The organism is Pantoea sp. EABMAA-21 (genome assembly GCF_030053335.1).
Classification (GTDB): Bacteria; Pseudomonadota; Gammaproteobacteria; order Enterobacterales; family Enterobacteriaceae; genus Pantoea; species Pantoea communis.
In genome coordinates this window covers 530171-543560 of sequence record NZ_JASGBX010000001.1, presented here as the reverse complement: position 1 = coordinate 543560, position 13390 = coordinate 530171, and the positions used below count along the sequence as shown (strand labels likewise).

General features: G+C 54.8%; 11 protein-coding genes. 4 read left to right on the top strand and 7 right to left on the bottom strand.

Annotation, left to right across the window (positions count from 1 at the left end; translation table 11 throughout):
• Positions 1–7: 7 nt before the first annotated feature.
• The 4 genes from tagF to QMZ65_RS02535 form a co-directional block, all read right to left on the bottom strand.
• A complete protein-coding gene (gene tagF / locus QMZ65_RS02550) occupies positions 8–706 on the bottom strand; it encodes a type VI secretion system-associated protein TagF (protein WP_283215315.1) in 699 nt (232 codons plus the stop codon).
• Positions 707–719: 13 nt separating this feature from the next.
• The gene (gene tssM, locus QMZ65_RS02545; protein ID WP_097116837.1) at positions 720–2834 is read right to left on the bottom strand and encodes a type VI secretion system membrane subunit TssM; all 2115 of its coding nucleotides are present in this window, start codon (positions 2832–2834) and stop codon (positions 720–722) included.
• Entirely contained in the window at positions 2834–4048 is a 1215-nt protein-coding gene (icmH, locus tag QMZ65_RS02540) for a type IVB secretion system protein IcmH/DotU (RefSeq protein ID WP_058960205.1), read from the bottom strand. Before icmH ends, tssM begins: the two co-directional genes overlap by 1 nt.
• Positions 4049–4133: 85 nt before the next feature.
• Positions 4134–4625: an SH3 domain-containing protein gene (locus QMZ65_RS02535; RefSeq protein ID WP_176505716.1), complete on the bottom strand. Its 492-nt coding sequence runs from the start codon at positions 4623–4625 to the stop codon at positions 4134–4136.
• A gap of 988 nt (positions 4626–5613) precedes the next feature.
• Between QMZ65_RS02535 and flhB the strand changes: the two genes are divergently transcribed.
• From flhB to flhE, 3 genes are read left to right on the top strand one after another with little or no spacing between them, the layout of a single operon-like run.
• Positions 5614–6765 (top strand): flagellar biosynthesis protein FlhB, encoded by a 1152-nt coding sequence (flhB, locus tag QMZ65_RS02530; protein WP_283215314.1) that lies wholly within the window; start codon positions 5614–5616, stop codon positions 6763–6765.
• The gene (gene flhA, locus QMZ65_RS02525) at positions 6758–8845 is read left to right on the top strand and encodes a flagellar biosynthesis protein FlhA (protein WP_058960198.1); all 2088 of its coding nucleotides are present in this window, start codon (positions 6758–6760) and stop codon (positions 8843–8845) included. Before flhB ends, flhA begins: the two co-directional genes overlap by 8 nt.
• 3 nt (positions 8846–8848) lie before the next feature.
• Positions 8849–9253 carry a flagellar protein FlhE gene (flhE, locus tag QMZ65_RS02520; RefSeq protein WP_097116846.1) on the top strand — a complete coding sequence of 135 codons (405 nt, stop codon included), beginning with the start codon at positions 8849–8851 and terminating at the stop codon, positions 9251–9253.
• Between the two features lie 35 nt (positions 9254–9288).
• On the opposite strand, the gene argS is transcribed toward flhE, so the two are convergent.
• The gene (gene argS, locus QMZ65_RS02515; protein ID WP_045832925.1) at positions 9289–11019 is read right to left on the bottom strand and encodes an arginine--tRNA ligase; all 1731 of its coding nucleotides are present in this window, start codon (positions 11017–11019) and stop codon (positions 9289–9291) included.
• 168 nt (positions 11020–11187) lie between these two features.
• Positions 11188–11310 carry a hypothetical protein gene (locus QMZ65_RS02510; protein WP_007889544.1) on the bottom strand — a complete coding sequence of 41 codons (123 nt, stop codon included), beginning with the start codon at positions 11308–11310 and terminating at the stop codon, positions 11188–11190.
• Between the two features lie 319 nt (positions 11311–11629).
• Between QMZ65_RS02510 and QMZ65_RS02505 the strand changes: the two genes are divergently transcribed.
• Positions 11630–12184, top strand: a complete 555-nt coding sequence (locus tag QMZ65_RS02505; protein ID WP_283215313.1) for a VOC family protein — start codon at positions 11630–11632, stop codon at positions 12182–12184.
• Here QMZ65_RS02505 and QMZ65_RS02500 read toward each other — a convergent pair.
• A complete protein-coding gene (locus QMZ65_RS02500; RefSeq protein ID WP_283215312.1) occupies positions 12181–13320 on the bottom strand; it encodes a MalY/PatB family protein in 1140 nt (379 codons plus the stop codon). The genes QMZ65_RS02505 and QMZ65_RS02500 overlap by 4 nt on opposite strands.
• Positions 13321–13390 lie beyond the last annotated feature (70 nt).

Sequence of the window (13390 nt, the reverse complement as noted above, 5' to 3'; positions counted from 1 at the left end):
CTGCGGCTCATTCAAACATGGGTGGATAGAGGCCGTTGCGTCCCGGCTGTGCACCTGCCGCCGGGTTAAACAGTAACGCAAAAAGTTGCGCGGTGAGCGGCCCACTGTGTTTGTGTGTGGCGTGGGCAAAACCGTCACTGCGATTACTCCACCAGTAGCTAATATGCTGCTGGGGATCAAATTTATCCGCCACTTCACGCCAGCTCAGCGTGCAGGGCAGATCATCAAAACCAATCACATCCATAATATCGCTGAGCTGATTGTCCGGGACCATCAGCGGCGTGACGCGTTGCATCTGCTGCTCCAGCGCATCTGGGTTCAGCCGGTCACGCACGCCGCGCAGTAGCAGCGTGCCCAACTCCTGAAACCAGTCGCCCGACATGGCCAGCTGAGCGCTGTGCCAGTGGCTGAGCGGAAAACTTCGCAAAGCCAACAGCGGCCAGCTGCGCCCCACGCGATCGCACGAGGGCAGCAGGCAGCCCATCTGCACCTGCTGACGTAGCGGCGACAGCGGCAGAACAAAATTCCAGACAGGTGCGCGCAGAAACAGCTGAGTGGAGGCATCGGGTTGCTGATGCCAGTGCATGAGCCCCTGTTGAAACCAATGGCTCCAGGGCGTCACGGTATTCTCACTCAGGCGCTGGCGCAGGAAATCGCCGGTGGCCGGTAATTTGCCGTACCAACCCGGCGCGGTGTGCGTCGCCATGGTTACCTCACCATTACTCACTGTGTCCGGTCAATCGCTGCGAAACCCGCTGTGGTGCAATCGCCAGCGAACTGCCATTCGCACCGGCAATTTTCAGATTTTCTGCAAGCTTGCGCATCATTAGTGCGTTATCTCGCGCATAAGGCGACGACTGAATCTGCTGATCCAGAAGCTGGCTAAGATGCCAGTCAAGCTGCTGCAAATCCCGGGCGCTGACATCATCTGGCAGATTGCGTTGAAGATTCTGCATCAGCCAGGCGCGCAGGAATTCGCCGTCATAATTCCGCGGTTGATACAACATCTGATAGGCACGCAGCGCATTGCGGCTGTATTCATTGTCGTTACCGGGGTCATCACGCAGCAAATTGGTGATTTGCTGGGCCACGCGCGGTAACAGTAGAGACTTAAGCGCATTTTGATAAAGCACCCATGCCGCATCGCTTACCTGGTTGCCACGATAGAGACCCACGCGCATGCTAAGCGGTGGATTGTCGAGGGAAAAGCGCTCCGACAACGGCAGCTTCACCAGGTTATTTAAGAAGGGTAGCAGATCAAAGATATTATCGGCTGGCTGATGAATCACCTGCTGACTCTGACGAGTCATTGGCTCAATACGCTCGGCGACCTGGTTAAGATATTGCTGGTTCTGGACATAGCTGGCCAGCCATAAACCGGAGAGCAAAAGCAATGCGCCAGTGAGCGCACCGTAGCCAATCCAGTGGAACAGGCGGTTGCGGTACTCCCAATGGCGGTTACTGCCCGCTAAGCCACTTTCGCGGAACACCAGATCGCTCAGCAGGTCGCGGATAAAGAAACTCTGGCCTTTATTGCCGGGGATGGGGTTATTACGGGTGACGCTATCCCAGGTGGCGAGGCTACTTTCACCGGTATGTGGCAATTGAAGCTTACGGTTGAGTTCGCCCATGATGCGATCAAACGGTAAGCCTTCCTGAGTCCCGCTGGTAAAGAATAAGCCGCGCGCTGACCAGGCAATCTCATCCTCATGGCGCGAGAACACCACATCCAGGTACTCATTCAGCAACGGCCTTAACGAACTGAACTCCTGTGGGAACAGGAAACAGTCAGCACGCAGGGTGAGATCGCGTTCATTCGCCATCACCGTGGGCAGTTGCTGCTGCAGGCGCTGTTCCAAACGCTGATATTGCTGGCTAAAACTGTTATGCCAGTCATCTTTGTGCGGTTTACCCGGTTCCCAGGGGAAGGTGAATCCCCAGATGGCGTCGCGCTGCGGTTTGCTCAGGCCTTCGTTAAAGCTTAAAAACCCTTTCAGCAGATCGGTCTTGGTCACCATCACATACACCGGGAAATGGATACCGGTTTGCTGGTGTAACTCCTGCATGCGGCTACGTAACGCGCTGGCCTGTGCGTGACGTGCTTCCGCGGAATCGGTGAGCAGATCGGCAACGCTAATGGTCATGATCACGCCGTTGATCGGCTGGCGGGTGCGATAGCGTTTCAGCAGGTTAATAAAACTCTGCCACTCGGCGCCGTCGCGTACACGCTGGCTCTCCTGAAGAGCATATCGCCCTGCGGTATCGATCAACACCGCGCTGTCGGTAAACCACCAGTCGCAGTGACGCGTACCGCCGACGCCGCGAATCGCCGCTTTGCCAAGGCTATCGGTCAGTGGAAACTCCAGTCCGGCATTGAGCAGGGCGGTGGTTTTGCCCGCGCCGGGCGCCCCAATCATCACATACCAGGGCAGCTGGTAGAGATAGTGGCTCTGAAAGCGGGCCAGCCAGTTCTGTTGATGACGTCGACCAAACTGTGTGCGTTTCAGGCGCAGCGCTGCTTCACTGAAGCGCTGAGCCAGCAGCGTATCAGTGGCCTGACGATCGGACAGCTCTTCGTGACTCATCTCCTGCAAACGGTTGAGGAGTTTACTGTTAAACCAGCCGCGCCAGATCGCCGGGATAAACTGGAACAGCACCCAGCAGAAGAACAGCAAACCGACCAGCAGTTGACGAGGAAACACCGGCTCAAGGGGGCGGGTGTCTCCCCAACTCCACAGCGGGCCGAGCATCCACAGCACACAGCTTAAGGCAGTGACACCAATCAGGCTCCACAGCAGGCGGTGGGTTAACAGATGTTGCAGCGATGCGCGCATCACTCACCTCCTGGATGATTGCCAAGGGTTTCCGGTGCGGCAAACAGGGTGATCTCCACACGGCGGTTGCGCGCGCGGTTTTCATTGCTGTCATTTGGCAGCAGCGGATTACTGTCGCCGCGGCCTTCCGCTTTCACACTGTGCCCTTCCGCCAGTTGCGGGTTTAGCAACTGGGTCACGGCGCGTGCGCGCGCAAAGGAAAATTCATAGCTTGAGGCAAAACGCCCATCCACCGGGCTGTTATCGGTATACACCGACACCAGTACCGTGCCTTTAACGGTTTTCATGGCGCTGGCAACGTGCGCCAGCAGCGCGCGACCAACCTGATTAACCACGGTACCGTCAGGGGAGAAGAGTTTATCGGCAGGAATGATCACTTTACTGCCAAAGGCGCCATCGCTGACTTCAAGTTGACCGGCGGCGATCACATCATTCAAACGCTGATGCAAATCCAGCAATGCCTGCGGTGAGGTAGGGCGACGGCCGGGCATAATTTGTGGCAGCGGTGTTTGATAGATGGCGCGCAGCAGCGGCTCGGCCGCATTGCCCAGCCGCCAGTTCAGGCCGCTGTAAATCAGACAGGCAATCAGGGCCGCTAACATCGCACAGGCCCATAGCGGCACCATCGGACGGGTTAAGCGACTGACCAGGGGGTGCACTTCCACCAGCGGCACGGCCGGGTTCGTGGTCGACGGGCGCGTTTCCTGGATCAGTTGAGCGAGACGTTTACGAATCCCTTCACACTGTGCACGGCCAGCATCGCTGCCGCGATAACGTCCTTCATAGCCCAGCAACAGACAGTAATGAATCAGCTCCAGCAACCACAGGTGTTGCTGCGGGCTTTGCGAGACGCGGGAAAGTAGCTGAAACACTTTTTCGCCGCCCCAGCTTTCATTATGGAAAGTGACCAGCATGCCGTTCCCTGACCACACACCGCGCGTACCCCATGGAGTTTGTGCGGCGGCTTCATCCAGTACGCTGCATAAGCAGTAGCGCGCACCAATGATCATCTCAAACGGCAAACCGGCTTGCTTGCAGCGATGTTCGAATTGGCGGATCTCTTCAATGAGTAACTGGCGTAAACCGGCGGGATCGTCATGCGTAGCAGCCTGCCGTATACGGACAACGGCATTCAATATCGGTGCTGCGGCATTAAGCAAAAGGTTATCGTTGCCCGCGACAATGCCATCGCGGACAACAGAATCCTGGGTCATTAAATATCTTTTTTCCTGGCAATGGCGCTAGGGAGCGTCCACAGAGTGCGACCTTGCTGTGGACAATCTGCGCCATATTGCATTATCAGTCTAGGATCCAGGTCGCGGTATCGTTGGTGCGGCAAGCCTTGCTGGCTCCGCCAACGGCCACGCAGACCTGTTTAGTACGGCGGGGACGTGGACGGTCGCTACGCAGGGTGGCGTCATAACGGCTACTTTCAACCCCGGCTTTCGGCGGGATGTAACCAATCAGCTGTCCATTGGGTTCATCGGCAACGGCTAACCAACTGTGTTCGACACGTCCTAGTACTTCAAATGGTTTAGCGTTATCGAGATAACGAACGACCTTGCCGCCATAATCTGGCGTGGTCATCACCGACGCCGCATACAGTGCGCGGAAACTCTCATTAACCGGCGTGAATTCGCCTGGCGCTGCCACCGCATGACGGTGAACCAGCTTGACGCCATTTACCTCACTGGTGACCAGGGTGTCATCAGTCATCGGCGGTGGTGGCGCTTTACAACCCGCCAATGTCAATACTGCCAGCAGAGTGAGCAACAGACTCTTATTCACCATGAACCTCAAATTTCATCAGATTAGCTGCAGATTAATATGTGGCACACGCATTTAAGGCGGGCAGAGTATGCAGCGGGAAAGCCATCAAAAAACAGTCAGTTTACAGAAAGATAGTACTGTGCTCAGTCTACCTAAGACTTTTGAGAATTCAATCCATTGCATAGCGAGAAAACCCGTGCTAACGGGCGAAAACAGCGCATAGCAGGGGGATAAAAAACCTGTGCCTTTAGTGATAGATAAGCTGAATTTACTTATTTAGTCGTGTAAGTGTGTGACGCAGGCGATAAAGCCGAAGTGCCGTAGAAAGATGTCTTGTCATTGGTAAGTCTTCTTAATCTTTCCTTAAGGTTAAAAAAAGATTGCGCAGGTAAACAATTTTCTTACTTTCGGAATTTCCGTGCACATTTCCGCCCTATCTAAAGTCAGTACGGCACAGCTTTTGCTTAAGACTCATACTTTTTCACTTACGGTGTTTTGGCCAAACTTCAGGGTATGGGTAATAACACTAAAGCCATAACCCGGAGGAGGGGGTTGCACAAGTTTTGTGCTTATTCTGCGTCATCTCTGTGCAAAGTAAATGATGGTTAGCAAGTTAGCTTCGCTGAGAGATTGAATTTAAAGTGATAATTATCTGGCACAGGCTTTGCTATAGCAAAGAGACATTGCGCATTTGCTTCGTTAATAGCGATAAAGTGAGTGCTTTGGATAAAGGCGTCCGGCCCCATGTTTTCATCACGTGCGGGAGGACGCCTTTTTTATTCCTTATTCAGGTTCGTATAAGAAGCAGCATGCGGCATTCAGTTACTCCTCATTGGCTAAAGTAGCCTGGTGCGTAACGGTGGGACGCGCATGAGGAGCGGGCTTATGCTGTAACGTCGCAATTTCACTTATGGCTAAATAAACTCGTATTTTCCCCCCTTAATCCACGCTTTAGCCTTGGCGGGTTTTGGCATCCTATGCTCAGAATTCCTGCCAGCTGAGGTATGTCGTGGCTGAAGAGAGCGACGAGGACAAAACAGAATCGCCCACGGCGCACCGACTAGAGAAGGCGCGAGAAGAGGGGCAGATTCCGCGATCGCGCGAGCTGACATCGGTACTGATGCTGCTGGCGGGCTTGCTGATCCTGTGGCTCGGCGGCGAACTGATGGCTGAACAGCTGGCCAGCATGTTGGCCACTGGCTTTCGTTTCGATCATGCCATGGTGACCGATGACAAAATGATCATCGCCCACATTAGCAACCTGATCGGCCAGGCAGTGATGGCGCTGCTGCCGTTGATGGCAGGCCTGGTGATTGTGGCGATAGCTGCACCGATGCTGCTGGGTGGGATCAATATCAGCGGTAAATCGATCAAGCTGGATTTCAACAAGCTGAATCCGTTGAGTGGTCTTAAACGCATGGTTTCCTCACAGACCTGGGCGGAACTGCTAAAAGCCATTTTGAAGGCGGTGCTGGTGGGTCTGGTGGGTGGCTGGTACATCTGGTCGCACTGGCAGGAGATGCTGCGGTTAATCAGTGAATCACCCACCAACGCGCTCCATCACGGTTTAACCATGATCGCCATTAGCTGTGCGTTGATCATGCTGGGCCTGGTGCCCATGGTCGGTTTCGACGTGTTCTGGCAGCTCTACAGCCATTTCAAAAAGCTGAAAATGTCCCGCCAGGAAATCCGCGACGAACACAAACAAAACGAAGGTGACCCGCACGTCAAAGGGCGCATTCGTCAGGCGATGCGTGCGGCGGCCCGTCGTCGCATGATGGCAGATGTACCGAAAGCCGACGTTATCGTCACCAACCCAACGCACTACTCGGTGGCGTTGCAGTATCAGGAAGGCAAGATGAGCGCGCCAAAGGTGATTGCGAAAGGGGCCGGGGATATTGCGCTAAAAATTCGTGAGCTGGCAAAAGAACATCGCATTCCGATTTTAGAAGCACCGCCGCTGGCGCGTGCGCTGTATCGACACGCGGAAATTGGCCAGTTCATCCCCGGCGCGCTTTACGGTGCCGTGGCGGAAGTGCTGGCCTGGGTATGGCAACTGCGTCGCTGGAAACGCGAAGGTGGCTTGATCCCAACTAAACCAAAACAGCTGCCGGTTCCGGCAGACATGGACTTTGCAGGAGAGAACAGAAACGATGGCTAATCTGGCCGAAAAGCTGCGTTTACCGGGCAACTTTAAAGACACGCAGTGGAAGGTGCTGGCTGGACCGATACTGATCATGTTGATCCTGTCGATGATGGTGCTGCCGTTACCTGCCTTCATTCTCGACCTGCTGTTCACCTTCAACATTGCCTTATCGATCATGGTGTTGTTGGTGGCAATGTTTACCCAACGTACGCTGGAATTCGCGGCATTCCCGACCATTCTGCTGTTCTCAACGTTGCTGCGCCTGGCGCTGAACGTCGCCTCAACCCGTATTATCCTGCTCGAGGGCCATACGGGTGCCGATGCCGCCGGACGCGTGGTTGAAGCTTTCGGCCACTTCCTCGTGGGCGGTAACTTTGCCATCGGTATCGTGGTGTTCATCATCCTCGTTATCATCAACTTTATGGTTATCACCAAAGGTGCCGGACGTATCGCCGAAGTGGGTGCGCGTTTTGTGCTGGATGGGATGCCCGGTAAGCAGATGGCGATCGATGCTGACCTTAACGCCGGTTTAATCGGGGAAGAGGAAGCCAAACGTCGTCGTAGCGAAGTGACCCAGGAAGCCGATTTCTACGGCTCAATGGACGGTGCGAGTAAATTCGTACGTGGTGACGCCATCGCCGGTATTTTGATTATGGTGATTAACGTCATCGGCGGTCTGCTGGTGGGCGTAGTGCAGCACGGCATGGATCTGGGGCACGCAGGTGAAACCTATACACTGCTGACCATCGGTGATGGATTGGTGGCACAGATCCCGGCGCTGGTCATCTCTACCGCTGCGGGTGTTATCGTGACGCGCGTCAGCACCGATCAGGATGTGGGCGATCAGATGGTCTCCCAGCTGTTTAGCAATCCGCGCGTGTTGATGCTGAGTGGTGGTGTTATCGGTCTGCTCGGCCTGGTGCCGGGTATGCCCAACTTTGTCTTCCTGCTGTTTACCGCCGCGTTGCTCGGTCTGGCCTGGTGGCTGCGCGGTCGAGAGATGAAACCGAAGACTACCTCTGAACCTTCTAGTCTGGTCAAAACGCAGGAGACACCCGCCACGGTGGAAGCTTCCTGGAAAGACGTGCAGCTGGAAGATTCGCTGGGTCTCGAAGTGGGTTATCGCCTGATTCCCATGGTTGACCATTTGCAAAACGGTGAGCTGCTGGGTCGCATCCGCAGTATCCGTAAAAAAGTCGCACAGGAGGTGGGCTTCCTGCCGCCGGTGGTGCACATCCGTGACAACATGGAGTTGCCGCCTGCGCGTTACCGCATCCTGATGAAAGGCGTGGAAATTGGCAGCGGTGATGCCTATCCTGGGCGCTGGATGGCGATCAACCCTGGTACTGCAGCCGGTTCTTTGCCGGGTGAACCGACCGTCGATCCTGCCTTCGGTTTAGCGGCAATCTGGATCGATAGTGCGCTGAAAGAGCAGGCGCAGATTCAGGGCTTTACCGTGGTAGAAGCCAGTACCGTGGTGGCAACGCATCTTAACCACCTGATTGGTCAATACGCCAGTGAACTGTTTGGTCGTCAGGAAGCGCAACAGCTGCTGGATCGCGTGACCCAGGAGATGCCGAAGCTGACGGAAGATCTGGTGCCGGGCGTTATCACCCTGACCACCCTGCACAAAGTGCTGCAGAACCTGTTAATTGAGCGTGTTTCGATCCGCGATATGCGCACCATCATCGAAACCCTGGCGGAACATGCGCCGGTCCAGACCGATCCACAAGAGCTGACCAGCGTGGTACGTGTGGCGCTGGGCCGTGCGATTACTCAGCAGTGGTTCCCAGGCAACGGTGAAGTGCAGGTGATTGGACTGGATGCCACCTTAGAGCGTCTGCTGCTGCAAGCGTTACAGGGCGGTGGGGGGTTAGAGCCCGGCCTGGCCGATCGTCTGTTAGTGCAGACGCAGGGTGCATTGCAACAGCAAGAGATGACGGGTGCACCACCAGTGCTGCTGGTGAACCATCCGCTGCGTGCCTTGCTGGCGCGCTTCCTGCGCCGCAATCTGCCACAGTTGGTGGTGCTGTCAAATATGGAGCTGACCGACAATCGCCAGATCCGTATGACCGCCACCATTGGGGGCAAATAACCGATGCGCCGTTGGTGTTGGACTCTAATGATGTTGCCGATGATGGCGCTACCGCTCTATGTGGATGCAGCAGGATCCTGGCATGACAGTGCCAGTGGTCCGAGCCTCGGCGTGCGCGGCAACTGGCACACGACGCCAGCTTTAAAAGCACCTTCGCCCGCAGTGGGCACTATTACGGTGGTGAACTGGCGTTACCAGTTGAGCCGTCCAGCCCCCTCGGGGCTGATCGTGCGTTTGTGTGCTACTCAGCGTTGCGTAGAGATTGAGGGCGGCAGTGGTTCAACGCGTAGCCTGGCGAATATTCCGGCTGACGAGACGCTGCATCTGGCGTTCGGTTTTCAGGGGAAGGGCGCGTTACCGCCGGGATTGCGAGTGGTGAGCAGTGAAGTGACGGTGAATTACCAATAGCCAATAAAAAACCCGCCGAGGCGGGTTTTTTGTTACTACATACGCTCGACGGTTTTGATACCCAGCGTATCCAAACCTTGTTTCAGCGTTTTAGCGGTCAATGCAGCCAGTTGCAGACGGCTGTTACGCACCTGCTCATCCTCGGCGGAGAGGATTGGACAGTGCTCGTAGAAGCCTGAAAACAGGCCTGCCAGATCGTACAGGTAAGCACACATCACATGCGGCGTGCCATCACGCGCAACCTGGGTGATCACTTCTTCAAACTGCAACAGGCGAGTTGCCAGTTGCGCTTCACGCTCTTCGGTCAGCACGATGTCGCCGCTCAGGCTGTCAGCTTCAATGCCGGCTTTACGGAACACAGAAAGCACGCGCGTGTAGGCATATTGCATGTATGGTGCAGTGTTGCCCTCAAACGCCAGCATGTTATCCCAGTCGAAGATGTAATCGGTGGTGCGGCTTTTTGACAGATCGGCATATTTCACCGCGCCGATACCCACCACTTCCGCCAGATCTTTCAGCTCCTGCGCTGACATTTCCGGGTTTTTCTCGCTGACCAGCGCATGCGCACGCTCAACGGCTTCATCCAGCAGATCGGCCAGCTTAATGGTGCCACCGCTACGGGTTTTAAATGGACGGCCATCTTTGCCCAGCATCATGCCAAACGCATGGTGCTCCAACGGCACAGACTCGGGCACGTATCCGGCTTTACGCACAATGGTCCACGCCTGTTGCAGATGTTGATGCTGGCGCGAATCGATGTAGTAAAGCACGCGGTCGGCATGCAACGTCTCATAGCGGTATTTGGCGCAGGCGATATCGGTGGTGGTGTAGAGGTAGCCGCCATCCTTTTTCTGGATGATCACGCCCATCGCTTCGCCTTCCTTGTTTTTGAACTCATCAAGGAACACCACGGTTGCGCCTTCGCTGGTTACGGCCAGCCCTTTTTCACGCAAATCACTTACGATGCCAGGCAACATATCGTTGTACAGGCTTTCACCCATCACATCTTTACGCGTCAGCGTCACGTTCAGGCGGTCATAGACCTCCTGATTCTGGCTCATGGTGATATCCACCAGTTTTTTCCACATTGCACGGCAATATTCGTCGCCGCCTTGCAGTTTCACCACGTAACCACGGGCGCGTTCGGCGAAGGCTTCGTCCGCATCATAGGTGACCTTGGCTTCCCGGTAGAACTCTTCCAGATCCGCCAGCGCGATATCTTCGTGGTGCTCATTCTGTTGCTTTTCCAGATAGGCAATCAGCATACCGAACTGAGTGCCCCAATCACCGACGTGGTTGGCGCGGATCACGTTGTGGCCGAGAAATTCCAGCGTACGTACCGCAGCGTCACCAATGATGGTGGAACGGACGTGACCGACGTGCATTTGCTTGGCGACGTTGGGTGCCGAGTAGTCAATGACAACGGTTTGTGGCTTGAGGCTGCTGACGCCAAGGCGCGGCAGTTGCAGAGCCTGCGCGGCCTGGGTAGCCAACCAGTTGCGATCGAGGAAGATATTAATGAAGCCGGGGCCGGCGATTTCGACTTTGCTGGCGATGCCGGCGAGATCCAGATGCTGAATCACCTGTTCAGCCAGCTGGCGCGGAGCCTGACCGAGCTTTTTCGCCACAGCCATGATACCGTTCGCCTGATAATCGCCGAACTGCACTTTAGCCGACTGACGAACCTGAGGTTCACAATCTGCTGGCGCACCCGCCGCTACCATTGCCTGACCGACTTTATCGGATAGAAGAGCCTGAATATTCACCGCGTTACCTTCATATGCTGAAAAGGCCCGCCAGTGGCGGCGAGCCGATGCCTTCATCCCGCAACAGCGCGGCGGGACGGAAAAATAAGAGGGGAAGTATACGTGAAATGTTAAAGTGCGTCAGCTTTTAGCATGCGCAATGGCGGGTAACAGCAACCCGCGCGCCGGTTAACGGCGACGCGGGTGACGACGAGGATTTTTAACGCTTTTGTCTTCACGCACCTTCCAGTGGCGGGAAATTGCAAATCCCATCAATGCAATCAGGACCGCGACAACAATGAGCATAGACATAGAGCCATTCCTTGTAGTTGTGAAACACAAATTTATAAGAAAGGGTATCAAGCTGCAATTGTTTGCAACTGAAATAAGACTTATCTCATTGTATTAATTATCGTTAATATTAACAGTGATTTAAGGTGTTTTCATAAAGTAACCGCTGGACCTATTTAGGCGAATAATCCTAAAGAGAGGGCCTATTTATGCGGTTTCAGGTCTTTTCCATGATGAAATCGGAGGAATCCGACGACTTTGTCAAGCGGATTCTGAAGCGCTGCTGTTTTTAAATTGATTAAAATAATTAAACTGATATTGATGTGTCTGGAGTGTTGAGATGAATTTTCCTGCGGAACTGAGTGATTTAGAACAAGACCTGGCTCGATTTGAGCACTCCTTGCAGCAATTTGCTGAAAGATTAGGGCTGCGTTTATCCGAACATGAGGCCGATCACCTGGCGGTGCGCTGCCATCAGTTCGCCACGGCGGAGCGCTGGAAGGCGGGATTGCAGCAGATGGGCAGTCAGTTTTCCGAAGCAATGATCAACGGACGCCCGATCTGCTTGTTCAAATTGCATCAGCCGTTAACGATCGCTGGATGGCAGGTCGATGTGATTGAGTTACCCTGGCCGGGTGAGAAATTGTATCGCCATGAAGGCTGGGAACATGTGGAAATCGTGTTGCGCGGTGAGCCAGAAACCTTGGGCATGCGCGCGATGGCATTGCTCTCCGATCATGCACTGACGCAACCCGGCATTTCGTTCAAAACCAGCGCGCCAAAAGGTGAGCATGAGCGTTTGCCCAACCCGACACTGGCGGTGACGGACGGGCAAACCACCATCAAGTTTCATCCCTGGCGACTGGAAGAGATTGTCGCCAGCGAACAAGGCTAACGCCGTGCCATGACTGCGCTATGCAATCGGCTCACCGCCTGTTCCAGTAAGACGCGAGTACAGCCGAAGTTAAAGCGCACGAAGTTGTCATCACCAAAATCGCGGCCGGGTGAAAAACCGAGGCCGTGTTTTTCAAAATAGAGCGCGGGGCTGGCCACATCCAGCTGGCTGGCATCAATCCAGCCGAGATAGGTCGCTTCGGGCGAATTCATCTGCAGTTCGGGGAGTGCACTCACCTGCGCCACTAGCCAGTCGCGATTCGCCCGCAGGTATTGGATTTGCGCCTCCAGCCATGCATCACCTTCACGCCAGGCTGCTTCTGCTGCCACCAGTGCGAGAATATCGACCCCTGGCACAATACCTTCGCGTACCTGTTTGAACCGTTTGCGTAATTCAGGATTGGGGATAATCGCCATTGATGCGCCGAGACCAGCGATGTTGAAGGTTTTCGAAGGCGATATCAGCGTAATGCTGCGCTGTGCAGCATCATCACTCAATGCTGCAAAAGGAATATGGCGGGCATCGGGCGACAAAATCAAATCACAGTGAATTTCATCAGAACAAACGATTAAATCGTGTTGCTGAGCAAACGCCAGTTGCGCCTCCAATTCCTCGCGACGATACACGGTGCCGCCGGGGTTTTGCGGATTGCACAGCATCAGCAGGCGTTCATTGCCCTGCATCGCAGCCGTATCGAGATCGACGACCCAGCGGCCATGCTGTAAATGCAGCGGCAAGTTGATCTGTTCACGCTCGGCGAGTTTTGAGGCCGCGCGGAACGGTGGATAAATCGGCGTTGGCGCGACTGTGCGTTGCCCAGCCTCGGTAAACGCGCGGACCGAAAGGTTAAGACCACTGACGACGCCAGGCAGTATAACGATCCATTCCGGCTGAATATGCCAGTTGTAGCGCTGCGCCAGGCGGGAAACAGTAATATCAATCAATCCTGTGGGTGTGCCGCCATAGCCAAAAACACCGTGATCGGCGCGTTTTTTAATGGCCTCAATAATGCAGGGCGGCGAGCGAAAATCAGTGTCTGCAACCCATAAAGGCAGCACATCACGATCGCCATATTTGTGCCACTTCAAACTATCGCTGTGACGACGGTCTATCCATTGATCAAAATCGAATGCCATAGTGAGGTTTCCACGTAAACTGTCCAATTAAGCAGACTAACTTAAGCCATCCTCTCGAGCCAGAAGTCAT

Coding starts and splice junctions, on each gene's coding strand:
- QMZ65_RS02535 (WP_176505716.1), bottom strand. CDS start 4,625: ATGGTGAATAAGAGTCTGTTGCTCACTCTGCTGGCAGTATTGACATTG.
- tagF (WP_283215315.1), bottom strand. CDS start 706: ATGGCGACGCACACCGCGCCGGGTTGGTACGGCAAATTACCGGCCACC.
- flhE (WP_097116846.1), top strand. CDS start 8,849: ATGCGCCGTTGGTGTTGGACTCTAATGATGTTGCCGATGATGGCGCTA.
- QMZ65_RS02505 (WP_283215313.1), top strand. CDS start 11,630: ATGAATTTTCCTGCGGAACTGAGTGATTTAGAACAAGACCTGGCTCGA.
- QMZ65_RS02510 (WP_007889544.1), bottom strand. CDS start 11,310: ATGTCTATGCTCATTGTTGTCGCGGTCCTGATTGCATTGATGGGATTT.
- QMZ65_RS02500 (WP_283215312.1), bottom strand. CDS start 13,320: ATGGCATTCGATTTTGATCAATGGATAGACCGTCGTCACAGCGATAGT.
- tssM (WP_097116837.1), bottom strand. CDS start 2,834: ATGCGCGCATCGCTGCAACATCTGTTAACCCACCGCCTGCTGTGGAGC.
- flhA (WP_058960198.1), top strand. CDS start 6,758: ATGGCTAATCTGGCCGAAAAGCTGCGTTTACCGGGCAACTTTAAAGAC.
- icmH (WP_058960205.1), bottom strand. CDS start 4,048: ATGACCCAGGATTCTGTTGTCCGCGATGGCATTGTCGCGGGCAACGAT.